Raw genomic sequence first — 25,812 nt, 5'->3', positions numbered from 1 at the left:
ATGAAGTATAGAAGGATGAATAAAAAATGATGAAGTTGCTGCTCTTGCTGTTTTCCGGTGTCAAGTTTACTAAGTTGCTGACCTCGGGCGGCACCATGATTATTTCTGTCGTCTTCTATGCCTGGATATTTGGCTGGTGGTATGCAGTGGGATTTGTCTTGCTCATGTTTATCCATGAGCTAGGCCATTTCATTGCAGCCCGTCAGCGCGGCTTGCGTGCGGGTTTGCCAACCTTCATTCCTTTTCTGGGAGCCTGGGCAGAGATAAAAGACCAGCCACATGACGCAGAAACCGAAGCATATATAGGTCTGGGCGGCCCTTTGGCAGGAACGGTAGCTTCGATACTTTGTTACTTCCTCGCCCGTAACTACAATAGCGACCTGCTGCTGGCAGTTTCATATTCGGGTTTCTTTTTAAATCTTTTCAATATGATTCCCATGATGCCTTTTGATGGCGGACGCATCACCGCAGTACTGACGCCGCGTATCTGGTTCGTTGGCGTTCCCATCCTGCTGGCTGTGTTTTATTATCGACCCAGCCCCATGCTCATCATCATCGGTTTTCTGGCCTGGCCACAATTGTGGCGTGCCTGGAAATATGACCCTGAAGCCGAAGAGAACAAGGCTTATTACAATATGTCTGCCCAGGTAAGATTTACGTATGCAGCCTATTATCTGATCTTGCTGGGCTTCCTGGCTGTCATGACCAATGATGTGCATGAGATGGTGCAGGCGGCGCGCCAGGTCAAAGGCATTTGAGCAGATTTAAATACGCAGGTTTAAAAGCTGGGCTTGTTCACCATCAGGAAGTACACGCCTATCATGGCGATGAATGCCGGATAGCCCAGCCATTCCCATATCTTTGCATAGCGCCAGTACAGCTCAGGCAAGGTGCTGGTGTTATTGGCGTCAGCAACTTCCAGCATGGCTTTCATGCGTATTTGTAGCCACACCACTGGCAACCAGCAGGCACCGGCGAACAAGTACAGGACAAACGACCACATGATCCAGGGTGTGCTCAAGGGCCAGCCTGCCATGTGCACCATGGCAAAGCCAGTCAGCGGCTGGATGATGACTGCGGGTGTCGTAAAGCACCAGTCCGCCAGTACTACCAGTCTGGCAACCACGACTTGTGCCTTGAATTGTTTGCTGCGATTGGTAAAGAACATATAAAACGCCGAGCCAAAGCCGGTACCAACCAGTAAGACAGAAGACAGGACGTGCAGGGTTTTAAGCAAGAGATAGGTGTTCATTTTGTGACTCTTCGTGTGTTTCTTTGATGGGCAAATAAATAAGCCAGTAAAGCCAGTATCGGCAGATTTTTCAGGACCGGGCCAAATGGGTGTAAGTAATATTCAGGCGAGTAAATCGCAATGATGCCGCTATAGCCAACAATCAAGGCAATTTGCATCAGCCATAAAATACGCCGTGGCCAGAGCAGGGTGGCCAGGCCGAGGCACAAATCCAGAGTCGATGCGGCCATCAGCATGAACATCGCAGGCGCACCGCTAAGGCCAAGAGGTTGCAATAAAGCCAGGCTGCTGGAGATAGGATAAAGCCCAAACGATAGCGCGGCAGTGACAAACCAGACCAGCGCCAGCACATAGCGAAACAGTGGCAGGCTCCAGCCAGCAATCGCACTGCTGGCGAGCATATGCTCAGGGATACCAGCGAACCAGTCCTTATGCGATTTTGCTGGCCTGCCCAAATGTGTTGCAAAGTCTGCGGCATCGGCGACATTGTCTTGCTCCAGCATGCGCAAACTATCTGGTGTCAGCAAATTTTGCGGTAACAGCCTGGCCGCGCTGGCAGTGAATCTCATCACAGGCATGGGGATGGAAAACATGCATTGCGCAGGCATGCCCATGGCTTTGCGATAGATTTCCAGCATGCGCCGGTAAGACATGGCTTGCGGGCCGACTGCATTCAAGATCATGCTATGACGGTTTTCATCAGCGAGCCAGATCGCGATTGCCGCACACAGGTCATCTACATGCACGGGTTGGACTTGCTGTTCGCCACGCCCCGGCAAACCAAGCACAGGCAGGCTGGCCATGCTGCGGAATAACTGGCTACTGCCACCATCAATGCCAACCACCAAAGAAGGGCGCAAAATCAGATAACTCAGGCCGCTTGCCATGAGTGCCTTTTCAGCAGCACGCTTGCTTTGCATGTAGCCTGTCATGGCTTCTGGATGCTCTGTTTCATTTGCTGCACCCAGGGCAGATATTTGAACGATGGATTTAACACCACATCTGGTAGCAGCATAAAACAAGGCAGCAGGCGCATCGCGATGAATGGCATCAAAACTTTGTTCTGTTGTTTCATTAAGTATGCCGACCACATTGATGATGACATCAACTTGCCCAAGGCTACGCAGGCGTTTTTCCCAGATGGCTGGCTCGATGTCCTGGGCATAATTGATCGCTATTTCTTCAGGATCAGTCAGGCGTTCAGGCAGTGTGGGTTTGCGCACACCGTGGCAAACTTCATGTCCTGCCTCTTGCAAAACCTGGCTGATATGGCGACCTAAAAAGCCTTGTGCGCCGCAGATAAGAATTTTCATGATGATGCTTATTTAATTGTGCATTTGCCTTCTTTGCAGGCGCGGCTACGTTTTTCAGCGCGTCTCGCTGCAATGCGCAGGATGGTATCTGCAAATACTTCAGAAACCCAGTGGCGATTTTTGGCGACATACTCATAAGCCCAGTTGCAGAGGGGTTTGAGTATCGGTAAATTGCTGGCCGCAGTCAGCCAGCCCAGACCGGCAGCACGATAAGCAAGGTGAATGGTTTCTACGCCAGTGACGACAGTGCCATCAGGTTTAATGCCATGGATGACGCGCATTACTTCGGTCAGGTTCACGCCATATTTGCCCGCATCAAAACCAGGTGCTGAGGCATCGACAAAATTCAATTTATTCAATTGATCGCGTTCCCGCAGATTATCCATTTCCAGCTTACAAACAGGGCAGGAGGCGTCATACAGCAGGGTCAGTGGGTAGTCGCTCATGTTGGTTTTCCTTGGTCTTAACTTTTATTTCTGACATTTCTGTCTAAACAGAAATTCGTCTTCAAAAAAAATGCCTGAGCATTTTTTCTTGTGCGAATCAGATGGAGAGCTTGCTGCAGCAAGCTTATTGCTTGTCATCTCCACGCACAAATTTCTGTACTGCCGCCCCCATCTTCAGGAGCTTCATCAGGGTATTTGGTTCCAGTCGCAGCATTTCATCGGTCCAGGTGGTGACGGTCTTCATCAGCGCCAGGGTTTCTGCTATGCGCAACTGCGTAGCCTTGTCTTCCTGATCCAGGTCCGGGCTATCCAGGCATTGCTGCAGGGTAGTGATAGTAGGATTGAATTCTCTTTCCTTGCGTTCACGTACTACAGTGCGGAACAGCTCCCAGACATCCAGCGAAGTTTCATAATGTGCCCTGCGGTCACCCATGACATGCGCCAGTTTTACCAGCTTCCAGTTTTGCAGCTCTTTGAGTGAATTGGAGACATTCGATCTTGCTACCCCCAAAGTGTCTGCAATTTCTTCCGCCTGCATGGGGCAACCAACGATATATAACAGGGCATGTATCTGGCTCACGGTGCGGTTAACACCCCATAAGGTGCCCATTTCGCCCCAGTGCAGGATAAATTTTTGTTTGACGGGTGTAAGTTCCATGAGCACAGTGTAGTTAATTCCCTTATTTCAGTCAAGACAGAAATAAAAGAATTATGAATTTCCTTAATAAAAGATAAAATTGCTGGAAATGAGACTTAAACAAGATCTGAAAGATGAGGGCTTTAATGGATGATTTGCACGCCGTATTAAATTTCTGGTTTGGCCTGGATGCCGACGATGCCAAAACTGCGCAATCCCAGGCCAAATTATGGTGGTCAAAGAGTGATGACCTGGATGCTGCGATCAGGGATGGCTTCGCTAACCTGACTGAACAAGCCATACAGGGCGAATTGTCAGGCTGGGAAAATACCGCCGAAGGCAGGCTAGCATTGATTATCCTTTGCGATCAGTTCCCCAGAAATATGTACAGGAATCTGCCTGAGTCTTTTGCCTATGATGTGCAGGCCAGGGTTTACTGTGAGGCAGGCCTGCAATTGCAGGCTGACCGTCAGTTGCGCCCCATACAAAGAGTATTTTTCTATTTGCCACTTGAACATTCAGAGTCGCTGGCAGATCAGGACAAATCGGTTGCCCTGTACGATGCATTGCGACGGGAAGTGCCAGCAGCGCAGCGCGAAACTTTTGATGGTTTTTATCAGTTCGCGATTAAGCATCGCGCGATTATTGGCCGCTTTGGCCGTTTCCCACACAGGAATGCGATACTCGGGCGTACCTCTACCGCAGATGAACTGACATTTTTGGCCGGGCCCGGCTCCTCTTTTTAGATATCAAGTAGCCAAATAGCAGGCAAATTAACCGGGAGTATCCAGTATGACAAAGCAACTTGCAACGCCAGGCGTCTATGTTACTGAGGTAGATGGTTTTTCCAGTTCGGTAATGGCAGTCCCTACGGGCATTCCTGTCTTTCTGGCTTATACAGCTATCGCCGGCAAAGTAAATTACCCCTTGCGCATTTCTTCGCTGAGTGAATACATCAGCATTTTTGGTGCTGCACCTCATATCGAGTACGACTATCAGAGCAATACCCAGGCGACGCCACCATACCAAGCCAATAAAGCTGCTCCGGCTTTTGGTTTGTATTTTGGTCTGGAATTGTTTTTTAATAATGGTGGCGGGGTTTGCTATGTACTTTCTCTTGGTACGTATGATGAAGTGATCGCTGCCGGTGCTTTTAGCAAAGATGCCTATACGAATGCACTGCCCATTGCGACTGACTGTGCAGAAGCGGATTTGCTGGTCATGCCAGATGCGGTGCATCTTAGTCAGCAAGACTGGGTCAGCGTATCGCAACTGGCACTGCAAAGCTGTGAGCAGTCGCAGCACATCATGTGCGTGCTGGATGTACATAATGGCTATTTACCTGCAGATGGGACTGCACAAGATCCCATCACTGGTGGCACGAGCAGTGGCGGCTTTTACCAGATTGGCGGACTGGGTGAAGAGTGTAATAAATATGGCGTCAGTTATTACCCGTGGCTGAACACAAATATCGTCAGCCTCAGCAATATCGATTACAGCTGGATTTCAAGCGCTACCTTGCCTTTGCTGGTAGCAGATTTGACTCTGGAAGCGCAGACTTTATTTCCTCCTGACTCATCCGGTGCGACTTCACTGAAATTGCAGTCTTATCTGGCCATTGTCAATTCATTGACACAGACTGGCGATGCCGTGGCTGTGCGCCAGCACCATCAAAGCCTGGTGGCAGTATCACCACTGTATCAATCCTGCATGAAGAATATCGCTACCAGCGTTAACCTGCTGCCGCCAGCGGCAGCCATGGCGGGCGTGTATGCACGCAATGATCATACTTTTGGCGTATTTCAGTCGCCAGCCAATACAACCATCATTAATGCCATTTCTCCTGTGGTCGCCATTAGTGATCAGGAGCAGGCTGTCTTGAATGTACCCTTGAATGGCATGGCTGTGAATGCCATACGGACGTTTCCTAACTATGGTTTGCTGGTCTGGGGCGCAAGGACCCTGGCGGGGAATAGTGATGACTGGATATATATCAGCGTCCGACGCACAGTCATCATGCTGGAGCAATCGATTAAAACTGCGTTGCAGTCACTGGTATTTCAGCCCAACGATAGCCAGACCTGGAGTAGTGCGAATGCCATGATCAGCAATTTCCTGACTGCGCAATGGAAGGCGGGCGCGCTGATTGGTGCTAAAGCATCTGATGCATACAGCGTCAGTGTGGGACTGGGCAGCACTATGACTGCGCAAGATATACTGGACGGTGTGATGAATGTCACGGTAAAGCTTGCGCTGGTGCGTCCGGCTGAGTTTATCGTGCTGACTTTCCAGCAGCAAATGCAAACCAGCTAAGCTGAGATTAAGATGGAAATGAGTGCCCTGCGCTATGCTGGGCACTCGCAAGTTTCATAAGTCAGTCATAGCCAAATGTCGCACTCTTGCTCAGATTGCGGGGTGCCGGTGGTGCCTTCGGTACGAAACTGAACTGGAATTTGACATTGGTCGGGCCATCGTTCGCCACTTGCACTGTTTGTGCCAAAGGTTCGCCAAACATATTCGGTGCCCAGGCTTTCACTTCGTATTTGCCCGCTGGCAGATTGTTAAGGGCAACACTGCCTGACGCATCTGTCCTGGAAAAATACGGTGTATCAACCACATAGATGAAACCGCGCATCCAGTCGTGGAAGTGGCAAACCAGGGCAACTTCCCCCGCTTTATCAAACAGGATGGGGGCAGGCTCTTCTTTTTTGCTATTCACACGCAATTCAAAAGTCTTGGCCGGAGAAAATGATTTCAGGTGATGCTCGTGATTATCCTTGTTAGGGAAACGCACCTGAGTACCACTCCGTATAACAGTCAGGAAAGGGCTGAAGGCATAATTTTCTTGCGCTACCACACTGGTTTCACCAGGTTTTTTCGCCGGTGAGGGCGTATCCAGTGGTGTTGCAAATAAGACTGCGTTACTCATGGCTTGCCCATTCTTGTCGGTCAGATGCCCCACCAGCAAGCCAGCCTGGGCAGTCAGTGAATAACTGAGCAATCCCAAAACAGACAATGACAGGCAGAATTTGCGGGGCAGCAGTTTTGCTAGTATTTGCATCAATTTCTCCAGATTTTCTTATAAAAACAAATGTGCGCAGGACTATTATGCTTGAACTTTATTTTGGCAAAGGAGTTTGTGTCTTCACAAGATGCACCCATACAACAAGCCTGTCATCATGGGTATTGCAGCCCGGACGAGCAAATTGCGCTAGACTTGCAGGATATCTATGGAGAATTGCATGAGTATTACAGTTGACGACATTAAAGCCGCATTGGCAAAAGTGACAGACCCAAACACCAATAAAGACCTGATAACGACTAAATCAGTAAAAAATATCAAGGTAGAAGGCGCAGATGTCAGCCTGGACGTGGAGCTGGGTTACCCGGCCAAAAGCCAGTTTGAGCTGATACGCGCTGCCGTTGTGGCAGCCATTACTGCCTTGCCTGGCGCAGGTAAAGTCGCAGTCAATGTGAGTTCAAAAATCATTGCCCATGCTGTGCAGCCTGGCATCAAGCTCATGCCGAATGTGAAGAATATTATTGCTGTGGCCTCAGGCAAGGGCGGGGTCGGCAAATCGACTACCGCTGCCAATCTGGCACTGGCCCTGGCTGCTGAAGGTGCCGCTGTTGGTATCCTGGATGCCGACATTTATGGTCCTTCGCAACCCATGATCATGGGTATCTCTGGTCGCCCTGAGACAGTCGATGGCAAAACCATGGAGCCACTGGAAAACCATGGCCTGCAAGTCTCTTCCATCGGTTTCATGATAGACCCTGATGAACCCATGGTCTGGCGCGGCCCACTCGTGACCCAGGCCATGCAGCAATTGCTGGGGCAAACCAACTGGCGTGATCTGGATTACCTGATCGTCGATATGCCGCCAGGCACTGGCGATGTACAGCTGACCCTGTCGCAAAAAGTACCAGTGACTGGTGCTGTCATCGTGACGACACCGCAAGATATTGCTCTACTGGATGCGCGCAAGGGTCTCAAAATGTTTGAAAAAGTCGGCATCCCTATCTTGGGTATCGTCGAGAACATGAGTATCCATATCTGTTCCAACTGCGGTCATGCCGAGCATATTTTTGGCGAGGGTGGCGGGCAGAAGATGTGCGCTGACTTTGGCGTCGATTTCCTCGGCGGCCTGCCTTTGACGATGAGCATACGCCAGCAAGCTGATTCCGGTACGCCTACCGTGGTTGCCGAACCTGATGGGAAAATTGCCGCTCTGTATAAAGACATCGCCCGCAAAGTCGCTATCAAGGTCGCTGAAAAAGCCAAGGACATGACCAGCAAGTTCCCGACTATCACCATACAAAATACCTGAGGTGCAAGCGAGTATGGATAGTATGGATAGGCAGGCTGATTATGCTTACATGCAGCAAGCACTGGAGCTGGCCAGGCGCGCCACCATAGAAACTTCCCCCAACCCCAAAGTGGGTTGCGTGATAGTGCGCGATGGGCAGGTGCTGGGGCAGGGCTGGACGCAGCCGGTAGGGCAGGCTCATGCAGAAGTGCAGGCCTTGCACGATGCCGCTGCTAAAGGCCACGATGTGCGTGGCGCCACTGCCTATGTCACGCTGGAACCGTGCAGCCATTTTGGCCGCACACCTCCTTGTGCCAACGGTTTGCGTGATGCCGGTATAGCACGCGTGGTCGCTGCCATGCAGGATGCCAATCCACAAGTGGCAGGGCGAGGTTTAAGTATCTTGCGGGAAGCTGGCGTTGAAGTTGAATGCGGTACTTTTCCTGATCTGGCCTTGCAGGCGCGGGAATTGAACATAGGTTTTTTCCAGCGCATGGAAACAGGCAAGCCCTGGGTCAGGATGAAAGTTGCTGGCAGCCTTGATGGCATCACTGCTTTGAGTAATGGCCAAAGCCAGTGGATTACCGGGCCAGCAGCAAGACAGGATGGTCATCAATGGCGCGCGCGTGCTGATGCGATTTTGACTGGCATAGGTACCGTGCTGGCAGATGATCCCATGCTGAATGTGCGGGGTGTGGACACGCCACGTCAGCCAAAAAAAATCATTGTCGATTCGCACCTGCGCATCTCACCACAAGCCAGGGTGTTGCAAGGCGGTGCCTTGATCGTCTGCGCTGTGCCAGATGCTGAAAAACAGGTGCAACTGGAGCAGGTGGGGGCAGAAGTGATTTGCTTGCCGGGTACAAATCAGCAAGTGGATTTGCCCGTCCTGATGCAAGAACTGGGGCGCAGGCAAATCAATGAATTACATGTCGAAGCAGGGGCGACCCTGAATGGCACCTTGATCAGTCAAGGCTGCGTTAATGAATTATTGCTGTACTTGGCCCCCAAGCTTCTGGGGAGTGGGGCTGGTTTATTTAATTTACCTGAATTGACGCATGTGGATCAGGCCAGGGTTTTGCAATTTCACGAAATCAGCCAGGTGGGTGATGATTTGCGGGTGTTTGCGCGATTCAAATAAATCATTTAAATGTGAAGCAGGAAAATGTAAAACAGAAAAGAAAAAAGGATCGTTGAATATTCAACGATCCTTTTTAACTGGTCGGAGTACAAGGATTCGAACCTTGGACCCCCTGCTCCCAAAGCAGGTGCGCTACCGGGCTGCGCTACACTCCGAAAAACTGGTCTGTCATTTATTATTTCAGTCGATGCAGCTTGAAAGACAAGATCTGAATCTGCCGAAATAAAAGGGATCGTCTTTGACGATCCCTGGAATCTGGTCGGAGTACAAGGATTCGAACCTTGGACCCCCTGCTCCCAAAGCAGGTGCGCTACCGGGCTGCGCTACACTCCGAAGACCGCAATAGTACTGTTTTGAGACTAGCTTGTCAAGCCGTTTGACTTTACGTACCCAGCGCAGCAAGCATTTATAATGATTTTTTACTCTCAAAATAACGTTTCGCGCCAGTAATCGGATCATCAAAACAGATGGACTTGGCCAGTAACTGCAACGGTGCAGAAAAATCATCTGCCTTGCAGGGCAGGGCGACTGGATAAAAGGCGTCATTGACGATAGGTGCACCAAGGCTGCTCATATGCAGGCGCAATTGATGTTTTCTACCGGTCACAGGCTGCAATTGGTAAAGACTATATTCACCACGTCTTTCCTTGATATCAACCAGGGTTTCTGAATTTGCCATGCCCGCGACTTCTCGCATGACAAAGAACTTTTCGGCTTCTTCCATGCGGCTGCAATGACGTAGCGGGAAAACCAATTCAGGCAAATGCCTTGCAACGGCGTGATAGGTCTTTGCCATGCTTTTGCGCTGGAACATGGATTGATACTGCCCGCGGGTGGATGGATTGTGTGAAAACAGCATGACGCCTGCAGTTTCCCTGTCCAGCCTGTGTATGGGGGTCAGGTCCATCAAGCCAGTATTCTTCTTCAGTCTGACTAGCAAGGTTTCCTGCAAAAATCGCCCGGATGGAATGACGGGCAAAAAGTGCGGTTTATCTACAACCAGCAAATGCTCATCCTGGAACAGGATTTCTTCATGAAACGGGATAGGTGTTTCATTCTCGATTTCACGGTAGTAGTAAATACACATGCCGCGCTTGACCGCGCTATCTGCAAGCAGGACTTTGCCGTGTTGATCAACGACCTCATGTTTATCCAGGCGTGCTAGCCAGGTACTTGCACTCACATCGGGGAAGTGATCTTGCAAAAAACTGAATACATTGTCCCAATGACCTTCGGGTATCCAGATATAGCTGGGCGCGATGCCGTCGCGTACTGGTAAAGGCAGGGACAGGGGAGGCTGGACTTGCATGTCTGATCGTTTATCGGGTGGTCTGCTGGCGTCGCCATACTATCACGCAGATAGTGGTCTGGAGTTCAGTGAACTGCCAGGTATCACTAAACTATCCGTCCGGGAGGTTAAAACGGTAAAATGCTGGTTTTAACCATTATCGCGCTCTTGTAGGTCAGCTTCATCGACAGCAGGGCGCAGGCTAGTGATCTCATGACTGTACGTACCCGTTTCGCCCCCAGCCCTACCGGCTATCTCCATGTTGGTGGTGCCCGCACTGCCTTGTTCAGCTGGGCATTTGCCCGTCATTTTGGTGGCACTTTCGTGCTGCGCATAGAAGATACCGATCTTGAACGCTCTACACCAGAAGCGGTGCAAGCTATTCTCGATGGCATGAACTGGCTGGGCCTGCATCATGACGAAGGCCCTTACTATCAAATGAAACGCATGGAGCGCTACAGCGAAGTGCTGGCCGACATGCTGGCAAAAGGCACTGCCTATCACTGCTATTCTTCGCCGGAAGAAGTTGAGGCTATGCGTGAGCGTCAGCGTGCTGCAGGTGAAAAACCGCGCTATGACGGCACATGGCGTCCGGAGGCTGGCAAGGCCTTGCCAGCGATTCCGGCAGACCGCAAACCAGTCATACGTTTTAAGAACCCGCTGGATGGCGAAGTCAGCTGGCTGGATGTCGTCAAAGGACAAATCACCATAGGCAACCGTGAGCTTGATGACCTGGTCATCGCCCGCCCTGATGGCACGCCAACCTACAACTTCTGTGTCGCAGTCGATGACTGGGATATGCAAATCACCCATGTTATCCGTGGCGATGACCATGTCAATAACACACCGCGCCAGATCAATATCCTGAATGCGCTCGGCGCAACCCTGCCGCATTATGGTCATTTGCCTATGATCTTGGGCCCTGATGGCCAAAAACTGTCCAAGCGCGATGGTGCTGCCAGTGTGATGGACTATCCGCTGCAAGGCTATCTGCCGGAAACCATGCTCAACTACCTGGCGCGCCTGGGTTGGAGCCACGGTGACGATGAGATATTCTCCATGGAGCAAATGTGCAGCTGGTTTGATTTAAGCCATTTATCTGCTTCTGCTGCCCAGTTCAATCCTGAAAAACTGGCCTGGATTAATAACCACTACATCAAGGCCGCAGACAATGTGCGCCTGGCAGGTTTGATCAAGCAGCAAATGCTGGATGATGGCGCGCAGTTTGACAATGCTCCCGCACTGGAAGCCGTGATCGCACTGTTGAAAGAGCGCACCAATACCACGGTAGAGCTGGGGCAGGCCGCCATGCTGTTCTATCGTCAGCCAGCGGCAGACCCGGCGTTGATGACCCAGCATGTGACAGAAGCGATCTTGCCAGCCTTGCGTCAATACGCCGAACTGTGCAAAACCGTGGAATGGAATAAGGCAGCCCTGTCTGCCGCCATGAAACAAACCCTGGCCGACTTCTCATTGAAGATGCCACAACTGGCCATGCCTTTGCGCTTGCTGCTGACAGGTCAATTGCAAACACCATCCATCGATGCCGTTATCGAGCTGTTTGGCCGCGAAGTGGTTACGCAGCGCCTGAGTGTAATTGCAGGCTAGAAAGTCTGGGGGCTTTACATCTGACGATGTATCCCCTATAATCTTGTTTCTGTTCTGCAGCGTCGGGGGTATAGCTCAGCTGGGAGAGCGCTTGCATGGCATGCAAGAGGTCAGCGGTTCGATCCCGCTTACCTCCACCAAAAAATGTGGCAGAGCAGAAAACATACTTGTTGTCCCCATCGTCTAGAGGCCTAGGACATCACCCTTTCACGGTGAGTACAGGGGTTCGAATCCCCTTGGGGACGCCAATAAACTTAATGCTTATTGTGGACAACAAGTTGTTGTAGTTTAGGTCAGTAATACGGACAGAATATGTCCCCATCGTCTAGAGGCCTAGGACATCACCCTTTCACGGTGAGTACAGGGGTTCGAATCCCCTTGGGGACGCCAGTAATTTCTCGTTAAGAGAAGCAAAAAAAGCCTTGAGAAATCAAGGCTTTTTTTGTTTTTGCGTTATGCTTTTCTCTTCAGCTTATTTCTACAATAAGCTTTCAGTGCAGTGTTTCAGCGAGGAAGGGGGCAGTGATGGATAAATTAAAAAATCCCGAGGTTGCAGATGTCTTCAATAACTATCCATCCCATATGAGACAAAAGCTGATGGCCCTGCGCCAATTGGTGCTGGATACTGCATCAGAATGTAAGGTGGCTGACACGCTGGAAGAAACACTGAAGTGGGGCCAGCCGAGTTATCTCGTAAAAACAGGCAGCACAGTCAGAATGGATTGGAAGAGTTCGGCGCCTGAACAATACACCATGTATTTTCATTGCCAGACCCGGCTGGTCGAAACATTTAAAGAGCTTTACAGCGATAAGCTGAAGTTTCAGGGTAATCGCGCCATTGTTTTTCATCAGGATGATGAAATCCCTGTGGATGAAGTGAAGCACTGCATTCTTTTGTCACTGACTTATCACGACAGAAAACATTTACCCATGCTGGGCGTATAAACAATATGCGTTGTTTGATGATTTGTTTATGCTGATTTCTGTCGTGTTGTTTGCTATGGTTTTGTTAGCGGCTTACTTCTTGATGTAAATCTTGTCAAATTCCCCGCCATCATCAAAGTGCTTTTTCTGCGCTTGTTTCCAGCCACCGAATACATCATCGACAGTAAACAAATTCACAGGTTTGAAAGAAGCGGCATATTTTTTTGCTGCGATTTCTGAGCGTGGGCGCAGATAGTGTTTGGCGATCAGGTCCTGGCCTGCTTCTGTGTACAGGAATTGCAGGTAGGCGGTAGAAATTTTGCGGGTGCCCAGTTTGTCTGCGACTTTGTCGACGACTGCAACCGGGGACTCTGCCAGGATGGAGATTTTTGGATAGACAACTTCAAAGTTGTCGCCAAATTCCTGGCGTACGAGTTGCACTTCATTTTCAAATGTCACCAGTACATCGCCAATTTCACGCTGGCTGAAAGTGGTGGTCGCACCACGTCCACCGCCGTCGAGGACAGGGACGTTCTTGAACAGGTTTTCTACCAGTTGCCTTGCCTGCGCTTCTGTACCGCCATTCTTGATGACTGAGCCCCATGCCGCCAGGTAGCTATAGCGGCCATTACCCGATGTTTTTGGATTGGGAATGATGACTTTCAAGCCGGGTTTGCCAAGGTCATCCCAGCCAGCGATATGCTTGGGATTGCCCTTGCGTGTCAGGAACACCATGGTCGAATAAAACGGCGCAGCATTGTTTGGGAATTGCTTGGCCCAGTCTTGTGGCAACAAACCCTTGTCTGCCAGGATGTCGATATCATTGGCCTGGTTCATGGTGACGACGGATGCTTCCAGTCCATCAATGACGGAGCGTGCCTGTTTGCTGGAGCCGCCATGGGACTGGTTGACGCTGATGCTTTCACCAGTTTTCTTTTTCCAGTCAGCGACAAAGGCGGGATTGATGTCCTTGAACAATTCGCGCGTTACATCATACGATGCATTCAGTATGCCGGTAGCTGCCTGCGCTGGCGTATATGAGGCGAACAGGCTCACGCCTGCAATCAGCAAGGCTGCGGTAAAGGTGGCGCGGCGTTGACGTTGGCGGGTTTTGATTAATTGTTTCACATGCGCGATTTTGCTCATTTTTTACTTTCCAGTTTCAGATTATTCATGATGCGGAATAATGACTGGATTGTGAACGATGATATTTTTACTTGCTTAGATAAAAAAAGCATAAGGAAAGGTATAAGGAAAGGCTTGCGTCTGTGAGTGAAAAATCAAATATGCATGCTCCAAATTAGTCTGATTGCGGGGCATGTTGAGTACACAATAGCTGCATTAATTTTGTTACACTGAGCGCCTGATATATTTATCCAGGTCCAAATTCATGAAGACAATTTCCTCCCTGATGGTGGCTTTATTGGCTACAAGTGTGGCTACAGGCATGACAGTACTGCCAGCTTATGCGGCTGACAGCAAAGCGGCCAGCGCGTCTGCCCACGCAGCTCAAGCCGGCATAGACTGGCGCAAAGACAATAATGTAGATGCGGCTTTTGCCCAGGCCAAGGCCAGTAACAAGCCTTTGTTCCTGTATTGGGGCGCAATCTGGTGTCCGCCTTGTAATCAAGTGAAGGCGACAATTTTCAATCGTCAGGAGTTCATCGATAAATCACGTCACTTCATCCCTGTCTATCTGGATGGCGATACACCAGGCGCACAAAAATTTGCGTCACAGTTCAAGGTGCGCGGTTACCCCACCATGATATTGTTCAAGCCGGATGGCACAGAGATTACCCGTCTGCCAGGCGAAGTCGATTCTGAACGTTATCTGCAAGTGCTGACCCAGGCCTTGAATACTACCTTGTCTGTCCAGGACACCATGAAGCTGGCGCTGGCGGGCAATAAGAATCTCAAAGATGAAGACTGGAGCTTGCTGGCCGACTATTCATGGGATGACCCCGAGCAAAAACTGGTTGCAGGCAAAGAGCTGGTTCCGACCTTGCTGAAATTGTCAGAACTTGGCCCGGCTGGTTTGCATGCCACTCGCCTGTATTTGCGCGGTATTTATGCTGCAGCTACTGCCAAACCAAGTCAGACCGTGCCAGCGATAGACAAGGCTCAGGCGACAGAGAAAGTCTTGAAAGCCATCGCTGATCCAAAAACGGCAAGGGACAATATGGACTTGCTGTCGAATGGCGCAAAAGAAATAACAGAATTCTTGACCACCAGCAAATCAGAGCCGCGCACTAAACTGGTTAATGCCTGGAATACTGCCCTGGTCAAACTGGCTGACGACGCAAGCATTTCGAAAACCGACAGGCTGGGTGCAATCATTGCCCAGGTTTCGCTGGCTAGTCTGGATAATGCCAAACCTGAAGCGGCTTTGCAAAAAGAAGTGCAAAAACGTGTGGGGCTGATAGAGCAGGCTACCAGCGATGCATATGAGCGCCAGTCCGTCGTCAATGCCGCTGCCTATGCACTGGGTGGTGCTGGCTTGCTGGATGATTCTGATGCCTTGCTCAAGGCTGAACTCAAGCGTTCACATTCGCCTTACTACTTTATGTCCACCCTGGGTTCCAATGCCAAAAAACGTGGCGATAAAGTGGCTGCAGCAAACTGGTATGAACAGGCTTATAACGCTGCCAAAGGTCCGGCGACCCGTTTGCAATGGGGTTCCAACTATGTCAGCAGCCTGGTTGAACTGGCACCGAATGATGATGCACGTATAGAAAAAGCTGTGCAAAATGTCTTTGGCGAAGCGGCAAAAATTGACAATGCTTTTTATGAGCGCAACCGTGCCTATCTGGAAAAAATGGGTAAGAAGCTGACCGAATGGAACAAGGAAGGAAAGCATCAAGTCGCCTATCAAAAAGCACGCACGCAACTCGATGGTATTTGCGGCAAACTGCCTGCGGCTGATCCGCAAAAAACAGTCTGCCAGGGAGTGCTGACCAAATCCTGATAGCTAGCGTGCTAAAGCATTAGCGCAACATTAAAAAATCCCGCGACTGTGATGGCAGTCGCGGGATTTTTCTTATTGAATTAAATACTTATTCTGGTTTGAACTGGTGAGCAAAAGTAAATTCATCCGTCCTGGCCTTGTACTTCAAGCCTTTACGCAGCGCCCAACTGGCATATTGATGATGCAAGGGGATGACGGCATAGTCTTGCAGAGCCGTGGCTGCCGCTTTTTTTGCAAAGGCTTCGCGCTTGTCTGCTTCGACAGAAGCCAGGGATGACTCTATTGCTTCATCAAGAGCGTGGTTGCTGTATTTACCCCAGTTCCAGCTGCCCCAGCCATTCTCGGCATTGACTGTACCCAGGACAGTGCGTAAGGCAAAGTCCCCGGCCAGCGAACCCCAGCCCAGCAAAGCCATGCTGTATTCTCCCTTTGCTGCTTTGGGGAAGTAGACTGCCAGTGGCTGCGTTTCTACCTTGGCCTGTATCCCCACTTTGCTGAGGAATTGCGCTACTGTCTGAACGATTTGTTCATCATTGATGTAGCGATTATTTGGCCCGTGCAGGGTGATGGCAAAACCATTTGGGTAACCGGCTTCGGCCAGCAATTTTTTCGCGCCTTCCGGGTCGTAGGCTTCTACTTTCAGGCTATCGTTATAGCCAAACACGCCAGGCGCGACGAGGTTGGAGGCAGGTACTGCCAAGCCTTCCAGTATCCGTTCAGATAATGCTGTGCGGTTGATGGCCTTGGCGATGGCTTTGCGTACCCGTATATCCTTCAAAGGATTGGTAGCCAGTGGCTTGCCTGCTTTGTCGGTAATAAAAGGTGAGACCCTGGTCTGATGATCCAGATGCCAGAACAGGGTGCGCCAGGAAATCTTTTGTTCCAGCTTGAATTTGGCATTACTTTTCAGCTTGCTCAAATCTGCTGGCGGTATGCTTTCTATGGCATCGACATCACCAGACAACAATGCTGCCATGCGTGGCGCGCCTGCAGTGATGATGCGGAAAGTCACTTTGTCCCAGGCTGATTTGTCACCCCAGTAAGCATCATTTTTTGTCAGTTCGACAGCATCACCGCGCTTGAAGGCGGCGAATTTATAAGGGCCGGTGCCGATGGCGGCCTTGCCACTGTTGAAATCATCGGTGCCAGCCTGTAGCGCAATCTTTTTTGAAACAATAAAGACTGAGCTCATATCCAGCGGCAGCGGGCCATACGGCGTTGCCGTTTTCAGGCGCAGGGTGTAGGGATCGACAATCTGTTTGCCAACGATTTGCTTGGTGAAGCTGGTGTACGGGCCAGGGCTGTTCTTGATCTGGGCTGGTCTGTCGAGAGAAAACACCACGTCTTCTGCTGTCAACTCACTACCGTCATGAAATTTCACGCCCTGGCGCAATTTGAACTCCCAGGTCGTGGGATTGATTGCCTTCCAAGACAGGGCCAGGCCAGGTGCTATACGGCCATCAGAGTCGACGCTGACCAGCGCCTCAAACAAATGCGATGCCATGGCATTATTCGGCCCGCTATTGAAGTAATGCGGGTCGAGGGAATTCACATCTGCCGCCAGGCCAATCTTCAAATTGGCAGCAAAACTGAAGCCTGCAGTTGTCATGAACAAAGCGGCGATGGAAGTGGCGAGTAGGTTCTTTTTATTCATAAATTGCATTATTAACTTATTTACTTGCTGGCACAGTTTGGCAGCGCACAGACTGAGAGCTTAGCATTCGCTGGCATTATGTGCTGATCACTTGTCTTTGCTGCAAATAATCTTTGCTTATGAGCTTATGACAGATTTGGGAAATAAAAAACCGCCAGGCATTTCTGCGGGCGGTTTTCGAGGGTGAGGGCTAATTCAGGCTGTGGTATTAATTCTTGTTCCTGTTATCTGACCACTGGTATTGACCACGGGTTTAGGTTGATCTGGCGGTGGTTCCGGCGACTTTGCTGCCTGCTTGCTCAACTGTGCTTGCTGTGCAGCTTGGGCATCCGTAACCCTTTTTGCATCTGCAATGGCATCAGCCGTGCCGGAATCCCTGTCAGGTGCAGCACCTATGGTTTCACTATTTTGTTTGGCGCGCGCATCTGCAGCTTGCTGTAGCAACTGCTGGGTTTGCGCTGAACTGGAAGAATTGACTGAAGTTACCATTATTGCACTCGCTTTTTGCTCACGTGGAGCGAAGATTGACACTCATTCCAACATAGTATTCAGGCTTGGAATATACAAGCGATTTAAACACAAAATCATGTTTCTTGCTTTAGATAAACTTGATGGAAGGCAAGTTAATGATTTGTTTTTTCATCTGAGCTTCATCCGGTTTTCTTCTTACCTTAGACATTTTTTTGTATATACAAATTCGATTATATGATTGGAAAAGCTTGATTCCTTTCGTTACAGTGCTCCCCATCGGTTACATATTTTGTTTGGGAAATCAGTGTTACGTATTGAGCAATTAGCTAAGTATTACAAAGTCAACGGTCAGTCAGTGCTGGCCCTCAACAATATCAATCTGGAAGTTAGTAAAGGACAAATTTTTGGCATCATAGGTCGTTCAGGTGCGGGTAAAAGCACCTTGCTACGAACTTTGAATTTGCTGGAACGCCCCAGCCAGGGCAAGGTGTGGATAGAAGGTGAAGACATCACCGCATTTGACGGGCCGCAGTTGCATAGTTTGCGCCAGCGCATAGGCATGGTATTCCAGCATTTCAATTTATTGTATGCAAAAACCGTCTCTGAAAATATTGCCTTTCCTCTCAAGCTGAGTGGGAAATATACGGCGCAGGAAATTCAGGCAAGAGTTGTCGAACTGCTTGAACTGGTGGGTTTGCAAGACCAGGGTAACAAGTATCCTTCGCAGTTATCGGGTGGGCAAAAGCAGCGGGTGGGTATTGCCCGCGCGCTGGCAAATTATCCTCATCTATTGTTGTGCGACGAGGCGACTTCTGCACTTGATCCCGAGACTACGCAAGCCATCTTGCGTCTGTTATTGGATATTAATCAAAAGCTGGGTCTGACCATCGTTTTGATTACACATGAAATGCAGGTGATACGAACGATCTGCGACAGGGTAGCAGTGATTGATGCTGGTGAAATTGTTGAGCTGGGTGAGGTTGTCGATGTCTTCCTCCACCCTCAGCATGCTGTGACACAAAGCCTGGTTGCAGAAAATCAGGCCATGGATTTGTCTGTGCTGGAACGCAATGATCAAAATCCGGACCGTCATTTGCTGCGCCTGAGTTATGTCGGCACCAGTACGCATGACCCCATCATTACCCGCATAGCAGCACAAACGGCAATTGATATCGCCATTCTGCAAGGGGTGATAGGACGCATCAAGAATACGCCGTACGGACAGTTGCTGGTTGAATTGCATAGTACGCAAGAGCAGTCTGAAGTTGTTGAGAATCTGCTCATCAATGCAGGTGTCAGAGTCGCCAGAATCAGCGCAGCGGCAGGAGTACATTGATGGATTTCTCTCAAATTGACTGGAGCGATATCGCACTGGCGACGCTCGATACTTTGACCATGACGGGTGCCTCGTTGCTGTTCACGGTGCTGCTGGGTTTGCCTCTGGGTGTATTGCTGTTTTTGACAGGTAAAAAACAATTGCTGGAACAAGGAGTGCTCTACGCGGTGTTGTCTGTCGTCGTGAATATTTTACGTTCCATCCCTTTCATTATTTTGCTGATTGTATTGATTCCTTTCACGCTCTTATTGATGGGAACCTCGCTGGGTGTGCCGGGTACGATACCGCCACTGGTGATAGGTACGACACCATTTTTTGCGCGCCTGGTAGAAAACGTTTTGCGCGAAGTGGACAAGGGCATTATCGAAGCCTGCCAGGCCATGGGGGCCAAGACCTGGCAAATTATCTGGCATGCCTTGTTGCCAGAAGCTTTGCCGGGTTTGCTCGCGGCGGCGACGGTAACAACGATAGCCCTGGTCTCATATGCAGCCATGTCGGGCGTAATAGGTGGTGGTGGTCTGGGTGATTTGGCCCTGCGCTACGGTTACCAGCGCTTCCAGACCGAGGTCATGGTGGTCACGGTATTTATTTTGATAGTGCTGGTGCAGTTGCTGCAATTTGCAGGTGACAAGCTGGTTTTGAAATTCACACGTAAGTAACTGAGTAAGTAATTAAGTAAGCAACTGAGTAAGTTTTTAATTTTTTATTGGAGTCTATATGTCTTTAAATTTGAAGCGTCGTTTGTCCCTTATCGTGGCAGGTGGTCTGACAGCTGCAGCCGTATTTGCACCAGCAACAGTGTTTGCAGTAGAAACATTGCATATCGCTGCCAGCCCAGTGCCACATGCTGAGATACTGGAATTTATCAAGCCACAACTGGCTAAAGAAGGCGTGGAGTTGAAAGTGAAAGTTTTCACTGACTACATACAGCCAGCAGTGCAGGTCAATGAAAAACACCTGGATGGTAATTTCTTTTTACATCAGCCTTACCTGAATGAATTCAAGAAAAGCCACAAGAACGATATTGAAGTACCTATCGCCAAGGTCCATGTAGAGCCTTTCGCTGCATACTCCAGCAAGTACAAAAAACTGGCTGATTTGCCTGACGGTGCAACCATTGCTATCCCGAATGATCCATCCAATTCTGGCCGTGCCTTGTTGTTACTGTCCAAACAGGGTTTGTTGAAATTGAAGGACCCGAAAAATATCTCTGCGACTCAAAAAGATATTATTGAAAATCCAAAGAAATTGAAATTCAAAGAGCTGGAAGCCGCGACTTTGCCACGTGTATTGAATCAGGTTGATCTGGCTTTGATCAATACCAATTATGCGATAGAAGCAAAACTCAATCCTGTGAAAGACTCGTTGTTCATCGAAGATGCCAACTCACCTTATGCAAATTTGCTGGTGGCACGTGAAGACAATAAAAACAGTCCTGCATTTAAAAAGCTGATTGCTGCATTGAATTCGCCAGAAGTGAAAAAATTCATTGAAGAGAAATACAAGGGGGCAGTTGTTCCTGCATTCTGATGCTGGCGTAAGCTTGCCTGAATTGGGCAGGCTTGCATTCAGGGCGAAAAAAAACGCTGCTTATTTAATAAATAAGCAGCGTTTTTTTGGGGTCTTACGTATTAGTTACGTACGACTTTTTTGTATTCATTAGTGCGTGTATCGATTTCGATCATGTCGTCCTGGCTGACAAACAGAGGAACTTGAACGATATGGCAATATTCTTCGATCGCGTTTTCGATCTTGGCTTCTTTCAGTACGTTGCCTGAAGTGTTGCCTTTAACTGCTGGCTCAGAGTAAATAACCTGACGAACGATTGTTGTAGGCAATTCAACAGAGATAGCTTTACCGTCATAGAAAACAGCTTCGCATTCCATACCATCTTTCAGGTAGTTGATGGATTCGCCCATGTTTTCTGCTTCGATTTCATACTGGTTGTATTCTTGATCCATGAATACGAACAGTGGGTCAGCGAAGTAAGAGTAAGTAACTGGTTTTTTGTCCAATACAACTACGTCAAACTTGTCGTCGCCACGGAAGACGTTTTCTTGTGGGCTGTTAGTCAACAGGTTTTTCATTTTCCACTTGTAAGTGAAACCTGTACGGCTGGAGCCGTTGACATCAGAGCGCAATACGATCATTGGTTTGCTGTCGACCATAATGATGTTGCCAACACGAATTTCTTTTGCAAATTTCATAGCGAGTATACGTAAAAAGTAGGTTGCATAAAAATCATCTGTTGCCTACTGGCAAAAAAACACCGCAAGCCCACGTTTGATTGAGATTTAAAACAGGTTAAAAATTAACCCAACATTATACTGCATCTTTTTGGCTTGCCACCCTAACTGCATTGACGAACTTCAATAAATTGCTCGTCATATCCCCGTTTTCGTGCATTTTTTCCTGCCACTTGCCAGAAAGTTGTGCAATTTCAGGCAGGTCGGCTTGAAAAGCCTGCCATATGTCTGCCCAGTCCAGTGGTGGATGGCTGACGCCATTCCAGACATGCGACAAGGCAACCAGGCTTGCCGTGGCAGATGTGGTGGTTTTTAAAAATGCATTCAATTTCACGTGATGCAGGTTTTCATCCTGGGGGTAGATATGCCAGATGAAGGGCCTGTTAGCCCACTGCGCACGGACGAATGAGTCTTCGCCACGGACAAAGTTGATATCGCAAGCCCATAACAACTTATCGTAATCGGCCTGGGGGATGAATGGCAGTACACGCACAGTCAAGGCACCTCGACTGCCGCTGACACCGGCTTTGGATGCTTGCCCCAGAAATGTTGCTATAGCTTCGCTCGCTACGCCTTCAGGTACCAGGCAAGTCATGGGCTGATCAGCGTTTTGCCATGTCTTGAGTAGATCAGCCACAGGTGCATGCGGGTAACAAAACAGCGATACTTTTGTGCTACTGATCTCAGCTTCAGTCAGCCCTAACTTCTGCAAGAAGGCAGCTGTAGTCTGAGTATCAGCTTGAAATGCGGCTCTTTCATGGTCCAGGCTGGCTTCGCGCAACAAGCCCCCGGTTTTGTTGTTGAAGCCAGGAAAAAAGAAATGCTTGGTCAATGACAAGGAAGGATGGGGTGAGGGCAGGGTATGGCAGCCTTCCACCCATTCTTCTGCCGTCAAACCTTCCAGATTGAGCCAGACCGGGCGCGGCTCACACTGTGCCATGGCCTGGATATATCCTGGCGGTATGTCGCAGGCAAAAAATTCTATGACGATATCGGCAACATCGGCCACAGTAAATGTGCCTTGCTGATCGCACCAGTTTCTGACGGTGACGCCCGCGATTTCCTGTACTTCGGCATCAATATTCACTTGCGGGCAGATGCGCTGGAAACTGCGCAAGTCATCTACCCATAGCGTGACGGCGATGCCATGTTCTTGCTGCAGTTGCCTGGCCATGCGCCAGCAAATGCCTATATCGCCGAAATTATCAACGACCTTGCAGAACAGGGCCAAAGATTTTGCTGCTTGAGTCGTATTTATTTCTGTTGAATGCATTGCAATATGTTTTTGAAAGCGTACCTAAAAGCTTACTTAAAAGCGGTTTTTCCATTCACGCAAGGCGGCGAAATGGCTGACATCATTTTGTGCGGCAGGGATTTTACCGCTTTCCAGAAGGCGCTCGATAACTGTGCTTTCGCGGCTACGCAAGAATGGATTGGTCTGTTTTTCCAGGCCTATCTGGGTAGGCACGGTAGGTATGCCTTGTTCGCGCCTGGCTTGTTCGCGCTTGATGCGCTCCAGCAAATCCTGGTTGCCAGGTTCGACCTCTTTGGCAAAGCGCAAATTGGACAAGGTGTATTCATGGGCGCAGTACACAGCAGTATCGTCCGGCAGTGCAGCCAGTTGGTCCAGTGAATGCAGCATCTGTGCGGGCGTGCCTTCAAACAAACGGCCGCAGCCACCGGCAAACAGAGTGTCGCCACAAAACAGCCAATGCTGTTCAGGGGCGAAATAGGCAATATGGCCCAGTGTGTGGCCGGGAACGTCCAGTACGTTCAACTCCAGATTGATGCCGGGCACGTTCACAACATCATTCTGTTTCAGCTTTTGCGTGACCACGGCGATCTTGTCATTGGTGGGGCCAAAAACTGGCACGGCTGCATGTTCCAGCAAGCGTGGCACACCGCCTATATGATCTGCATGGTGATGAGTGAGTAAAATAGCGGACAATGTCAGTTGATGTTGTGCCAGGGCTTGTAAAATTGGCATGGCATCACCAGGATCAACCACGGCAGCATGCTGGCCATCATGGATAATCCATAGATAATTGTCGTCAAAGGCGGGGACAGTCAATATACTCAGGGAATTCTTCATATCAGGCATGGATGCTTTGGAAAAAAACATTATAGACCTCGGAGCGTGGTTAGAGCTGCCAGCCGGTAGCTATATCCGTCAATGGGAGCAGGCCATGCTCGATAAATTGACGGTGGACATCTTTGGTTTCAATGCTTTGCAGATAGGTTTGCCGCAAATTGATGCGCTGGCAGCCAGTCGCATGCCCCATCGCTGGCTGACCAATTCCCGTATGCCTGACGAAAATCAGCCGGGGCAGAAGCGACCGGTTGTGGTCATCCATGACTTTGCCGAATTGCCCTTTGATGCCCACAGCATAGATTTGATTGTCTTGCCCCATGTACTGGAATTTGCCGCGGAACCGCATCAGATATTGCGTGAGGTGGAGAGAGTATTGATACCGGAGGGCCGGGTTATCATCACAGGCTTTAACCGCGCCAGCCTGTGGGGCGCCAGGCAAGCGACCGGGCGTTTGAGCAAGAATTATTTCTTGCCCAAGGAAGGCGAATTTATCAGCCATCCGCGTTTGAAGGATTGGCTGAAGTTATTGAATATGGAGGTAGGTAGCAGCGATTTTGGTTGTTATGCTCCTCCCGTGAAATCAGAAAAATGGTTGCAACGCTATAGTTTCATGGAAAAAGCAGGACAACGCTGGTGGCCTTATTTTGGCGCAGTGTATATATTGCAGGCCGTGAAAAGAGTCAAAGGCATGCATTTGATAGGCCCCGCATGGAAGCAAAAGCGGGTATCAAGCGCACATGCCTTGCCAGTTGCAAACAAATCAAAAGAATCAAATGGATAATATAGAAATTTACACGGATGGTGCCTGCAAGGGCAATCCTGGCGTAGGCGGCTGGGGCGCTTTGCTGATAGCGGGCAATAAAGAAAAAGAATTATTTGGCGGCGAAAAAGAAACCACCAATAACCGCATGGAATTGATGGCAGTGATACAGGCACTGGGTGCATTGAAGCGTCCCTGTCATATCACTTTGCATACCGATAGCCAGTATGTATTGAAGGGCATAACGGAGTGGATTACCGGCTGGAAAGCCAAGGGCTGGAAAACCGCTTCCAAGGCTCCGGTAAAGAATGTCGACCTGTGGCAGCAACTCGATGCCGCACGTACCATCCATGAAATTGACTGGCGCTGGGTGCGCGGCCACACTGGCCACCCAGGTAATGAAAGAGCAGATCAACTGGCCAATCGTGGTGTTGAGTCAGTACTGTAAAGAGAGACGAAATATCTCATGGACATAGCGAACATCCACACTGGCATGCAACAGGGCCGGCAAAGCCTCCAGGACAATGATGGCGCTTTGTCCATGCCCGGTGTGCCTGAAAGCTTTGAACATGTGAGTGACCGTGCTGAATTCAAAAGGGCGCAACATCGCCCTGGCGTAGAACTTTACCGTGCCCATATCGTTGCCCATGCCTTTGAACCTCATACGCATGAAGCATTTGGCCTGGGCTCTATTGCCAGTGGAGTAGAGCGTTTTCGATACTTGGGTAGCGATCATCTGGCACCGCAAGATTCGGTCGTGATGATGAACCCGGATGAGTTGCATACCGGAAGGGCAGAAACAGACACTGGCTGGCGCTATCGCATGATGTATATAGAGCCGGAAGTGGTGGCAGAAGTCACGGGCGAAAGTGGTTGGTGGTTCAAGGATGCGGTCGCCAACGATGCCATCAGTGCGCGCAAACTGGGTGTCATGCTTGAGCAGATTTGGCAAGCCACTGACAAGCTGAGTTTTGACAGCCTCCTGTTTGATATCCTGTCCGAATTCAAACGTTTTGCCAGTGCGCCGCAAGCACCAGCATCTTTGGGCAAACAGCGCTTTACAGCCGTGCTCGATTATATGCGCGCCAGCATGGCAGAACGCATCGGCCTGGAGCAACTGGCTGTAGTTGCAGGCTTGAGCCCATTTCATTTTTTGCGCAGCTTCAAAGCGCAATATCACGCGACACCCCAGCAAATGCTGATGGCCTTGCGTCTGTATGAAGCCAAATGCCTGCTGGGCAAGGGCTTTCCACCGGCGCAGGTAGCGGCGGCAACTGGCCTGACAGATCAATCGCATTTGAACAAGGCCTTCTTGCGTCGCTACGGTGTGACGCCATCGCGTTATCAACAGCAGATGCGCGCTTAAACT

General features: G+C 49.7%; 26 protein-coding genes and 5 tRNA genes. 17 read left to right on the top strand and 14 right to left on the bottom strand.

From position 1 onward, the window contains the following. Positions 1–26: 26 nt before the first annotated feature. The gene (locus DFR42_RS06295) at positions 27–758 is read left to right on the top strand and encodes a site-2 protease family protein (protein WP_110254025.1); all 732 of its coding nucleotides are present in this window, start codon (positions 27–29) and stop codon (positions 756–758) included. Between the two features lie 20 nt (positions 759–778). Here the strand turns inward: DFR42_RS06295 and DFR42_RS06290 are convergent, their stop codons facing one another. From DFR42_RS06290 to DFR42_RS06275, 4 genes are all read right to left on the bottom strand, one after another. Further along, entirely contained in the window at positions 779–1,252 is a 474-nt protein-coding gene (locus DFR42_RS06290; protein WP_110254024.1) for a DUF2269 family protein, read from the bottom strand. After that, entirely contained in the window at positions 1,249–2,565 is a 1,317-nt protein-coding gene (locus tag DFR42_RS06285; RefSeq protein WP_110254023.1) for an SDR family oxidoreductase, read from the bottom strand. The genes DFR42_RS06290 and DFR42_RS06285 overlap by 4 nt, the downstream gene beginning before the upstream one ends. Before the next feature lie 8 nt (positions 2,566–2,573). Further along, entirely contained in the window at positions 2,574–3,011 is a 438-nt protein-coding gene (locus DFR42_RS06280; protein WP_110254022.1) for a thiol-disulfide oxidoreductase DCC family protein, read from the bottom strand. 124 nt (positions 3,012–3,135) lie between these two features. Further along, positions 3,136–3,669 carry a GbsR/MarR family transcriptional regulator gene (locus tag DFR42_RS06275; protein ID WP_110254021.1) on the bottom strand — a complete coding sequence of 178 codons (534 nt, stop codon included), beginning with the start codon at positions 3,667–3,669 and terminating at the stop codon, positions 3,136–3,138. Between the two features lie 125 nt (positions 3,670–3,794). On the opposite strand from DFR42_RS06275, the gene DFR42_RS06270 reads away from it, so the two are divergent. After that, positions 3,795–4,394, top strand: a complete 600-nt coding sequence (locus DFR42_RS06270) for a DUF924 family protein (protein WP_110254020.1) — start codon at positions 3,795–3,797, stop codon at positions 4,392–4,394. A gap of 46 nt (positions 4,395–4,440) precedes the next feature. Next, positions 4,441–5,961 carry a phage tail sheath family protein gene (locus DFR42_RS06265; RefSeq protein WP_110254019.1) on the top strand — a complete coding sequence of 507 codons (1,521 nt, stop codon included), beginning with the start codon at positions 4,441–4,443 and terminating at the stop codon, positions 5,959–5,961. Positions 5,962–6,022: 61 nt separating this feature from the next. Here DFR42_RS06265 and DFR42_RS06260 read toward each other — a convergent pair whose 3' ends face one another. Then, on the bottom strand, positions 6,023–6,709 hold the full coding sequence (locus tag DFR42_RS06260) for a carboxypeptidase regulatory-like domain-containing protein (RefSeq protein WP_110254018.1): 687 nt from the start codon (positions 6,707–6,709) through the stop codon (positions 6,023–6,025). 181 nt (positions 6,710–6,890) lie between these two features. On the opposite strand from DFR42_RS06260, the gene apbC reads away from it, so the two are divergent. Both apbC and ribD read left to right on the top strand, forming a co-directional pair. Then, positions 6,891–7,979: an iron-sulfur cluster carrier protein ApbC gene (gene apbC, locus DFR42_RS06255; protein ID WP_110254017.1), complete on the top strand. Its 1,089-nt coding sequence runs from the start codon at positions 6,891–6,893 to the stop codon at positions 7,977–7,979. 22 nt (positions 7,980–8,001) lie between these two features. Next, positions 8,002–9,099, top strand: a complete 1,098-nt coding sequence (ribD, locus tag DFR42_RS06250) for a bifunctional diaminohydroxyphosphoribosylaminopyrimidine deaminase/5-amino-6-(5-phosphoribosylamino)uracil reductase RibD (protein ID WP_110254271.1) — start codon at positions 8,002–8,004, stop codon at positions 9,097–9,099. 78 nt (positions 9,100–9,177) lie between these two features. Here the strand turns inward: ribD and DFR42_RS06245 are convergent. From DFR42_RS06245 to DFR42_RS06235, 3 genes are all read right to left on the bottom strand, one after another. Then, positions 9,178–9,254, bottom strand: a tRNA-Pro gene (locus DFR42_RS06245). A gap of 101 nt (positions 9,255–9,355) precedes the next feature. Next, positions 9,356–9,432 (bottom strand) — tRNA-Pro (locus DFR42_RS06240). Positions 9,433–9,505: 73 nt separating this feature from the next. Further along, positions 9,506–10,408 (bottom strand): pseudouridine synthase, encoded by a 903-nt coding sequence (locus tag DFR42_RS06235; protein WP_211324158.1) that lies wholly within the window; start codon positions 10,406–10,408, stop codon positions 9,506–9,508. A gap of 192 nt (positions 10,409–10,600) precedes the next feature. Between DFR42_RS06235 and gltX the strand changes: the two genes are divergently transcribed. The 5 genes from gltX (at position 10,601) to DFR42_RS06210 (ending at position 12,940) form a co-directional block, all read left to right on the top strand. Further along, positions 10,601–11,995: a glutamate--tRNA ligase gene (gltX, locus tag DFR42_RS06230; protein ID WP_110254016.1), complete on the top strand. Its 1,395-nt coding sequence runs from the start codon at positions 10,601–10,603 to the stop codon at positions 11,993–11,995. Positions 11,996–12,059: 64 nt separating this feature from the next. Further along, a tRNA-Ala gene (locus DFR42_RS06225) sits at positions 12,060–12,135 on the top strand. Positions 12,136–12,167: 32 nt separating this feature from the next. Further along, positions 12,168–12,243, top strand: a tRNA-Glu gene (locus tag DFR42_RS06220). 66 nt (positions 12,244–12,309) lie between these two features. Beyond that, positions 12,310–12,385: transfer RNA gene (locus DFR42_RS06215), tRNA-Glu, on the top strand. A 135-nt stretch (positions 12,386–12,520) separates the two neighbouring features. Further along, entirely contained in the window at positions 12,521–12,940 is a 420-nt protein-coding gene (locus DFR42_RS06210) for a DUF1801 domain-containing protein (protein WP_110254015.1), read from the top strand. A 72-nt stretch (positions 12,941–13,012) separates the two neighbouring features. Here DFR42_RS06210 and DFR42_RS06205 read toward each other — a convergent pair whose 3' ends face one another. Beyond that, on the bottom strand, positions 13,013–14,065 hold the full coding sequence (locus DFR42_RS06205) for a sulfate ABC transporter substrate-binding protein (protein WP_110254014.1): 1,053 nt from the start codon (positions 14,063–14,065) through the stop codon (positions 13,013–13,015). A gap of 244 nt (positions 14,066–14,309) precedes the next feature. On the opposite strand from DFR42_RS06205, the gene DFR42_RS06200 reads away from it, so the two are divergent. Then, positions 14,310–15,884: a thioredoxin family protein gene (locus tag DFR42_RS06200; RefSeq protein WP_110254013.1), complete on the top strand. Its 1,575-nt coding sequence runs from the start codon at positions 14,310–14,312 to the stop codon at positions 15,882–15,884. 88 nt (positions 15,885–15,972) lie between these two features. Here DFR42_RS06200 and DFR42_RS06195 read toward each other — a convergent pair whose 3' ends face one another. After that, on the bottom strand, positions 15,973–17,538 hold the full coding sequence (locus DFR42_RS06195; protein ID WP_110254269.1) for an ABC transporter substrate-binding protein: 1,566 nt from the start codon (positions 17,536–17,538) through the stop codon (positions 15,973–15,975). 195 nt (positions 17,539–17,733) lie between these two features. Further along, positions 17,734–18,027, bottom strand: a complete 294-nt coding sequence (locus DFR42_RS06190; RefSeq protein WP_110254012.1) for a hypothetical protein — start codon at positions 18,025–18,027, stop codon at positions 17,734–17,736. A 286-nt stretch (positions 18,028–18,313) separates the two neighbouring features. Here DFR42_RS06190 and DFR42_RS06185 point away from each other — a divergent pair, with 286 nt between their 5' ends. The 3 genes from DFR42_RS06185 to DFR42_RS06175 are packed head-to-tail and all read left to right on the top strand — an operon-like array spanning position 18,314 to position 20,875. Further along, entirely contained in the window at positions 18,314–19,345 is a 1,032-nt protein-coding gene (locus DFR42_RS06185; protein WP_110254011.1) for a methionine ABC transporter ATP-binding protein, read from the top strand. Continuing rightward, on the top strand, positions 19,345–20,004 hold the full coding sequence (locus tag DFR42_RS06180) for a methionine ABC transporter permease (protein ID WP_110254010.1): 660 nt from the start codon (positions 19,345–19,347) through the stop codon (positions 20,002–20,004). Before DFR42_RS06185 ends, DFR42_RS06180 begins: the two co-directional genes overlap by 1 nt. Positions 20,005–20,062: 58 nt before the next feature. Then, positions 20,063–20,875, top strand: coding sequence for a MetQ/NlpA family ABC transporter substrate-binding protein (locus DFR42_RS06175; RefSeq protein WP_110254009.1), 813 nt, complete (start codon positions 20,063–20,065; stop codon positions 20,873–20,875). Positions 20,876–20,976: 101 nt separating this feature from the next. On the opposite strand, the gene DFR42_RS06170 is transcribed toward DFR42_RS06175, so the two are convergent. The 3 genes from DFR42_RS06170 to gloB all read right to left on the bottom strand — a co-directional run bounded on the left by DFR42_RS06170 (position 20,977) and on the right by gloB (position 23,713). Then, complete coding sequence (locus DFR42_RS06170) at positions 20,977–21,552, bottom strand: elongation factor P (protein WP_110254008.1); 576 nt, start codon at positions 21,550–21,552, stop codon at positions 20,977–20,979. A 115-nt stretch (positions 21,553–21,667) separates the two neighbouring features. Continuing rightward, positions 21,668–22,864, bottom strand: a complete 1,197-nt coding sequence (earP, locus tag DFR42_RS06165) for an elongation factor P maturation arginine rhamnosyltransferase EarP (protein ID WP_110254007.1) — start codon at positions 22,862–22,864, stop codon at positions 21,668–21,670. A 36-nt stretch (positions 22,865–22,900) separates the two neighbouring features. After that, complete coding sequence (gene gloB / locus DFR42_RS06160) at positions 22,901–23,713, bottom strand: hydroxyacylglutathione hydrolase (protein WP_245936842.1); 813 nt, start codon at positions 23,711–23,713, stop codon at positions 22,901–22,903. On the opposite strand from gloB, the gene DFR42_RS06155 reads away from it, so the two are divergent. The 3 genes from DFR42_RS06155 (at position 23,691) to DFR42_RS06145 (ending at position 25,809) form a co-directional block, all read left to right on the top strand. Further along, positions 23,691–24,464: a class I SAM-dependent methyltransferase gene (locus tag DFR42_RS06155; protein WP_110254006.1), complete on the top strand. Its 774-nt coding sequence runs from the start codon at positions 23,691–23,693 to the stop codon at positions 24,462–24,464. The two genes, gloB and DFR42_RS06155, sit on opposite strands and share 23 nt — an antisense overlap. Next, positions 24,457–24,891: a ribonuclease HI gene (gene rnhA, locus DFR42_RS06150; RefSeq protein ID WP_110254005.1), complete on the top strand. Its 435-nt coding sequence runs from the start codon at positions 24,457–24,459 to the stop codon at positions 24,889–24,891. The genes DFR42_RS06155 and rnhA overlap by 8 nt, the downstream gene beginning before the upstream one ends. Before the next feature lie 93 nt (positions 24,892–24,984). Continuing rightward, entirely contained in the window at positions 24,985–25,809 is an 825-nt protein-coding gene (locus tag DFR42_RS06145) for an AraC family transcriptional regulator (protein ID WP_110254267.1), read from the top strand. The last annotated feature ends 3 nt before the right edge of the window (positions 25,810–25,812 follow it).

The organism is Undibacterium pigrum (genome assembly GCF_003201815.1).
In the GTDB taxonomy this organism is placed as follows: domain Bacteria; phylum Pseudomonadota; class Gammaproteobacteria; order Burkholderiales; family Burkholderiaceae_D; genus Undibacterium; species Undibacterium pigrum.
Note: the sequence above shows the minus strand (reverse complement) of the source record. Positions and strands in the feature narration are given on the sequence as shown.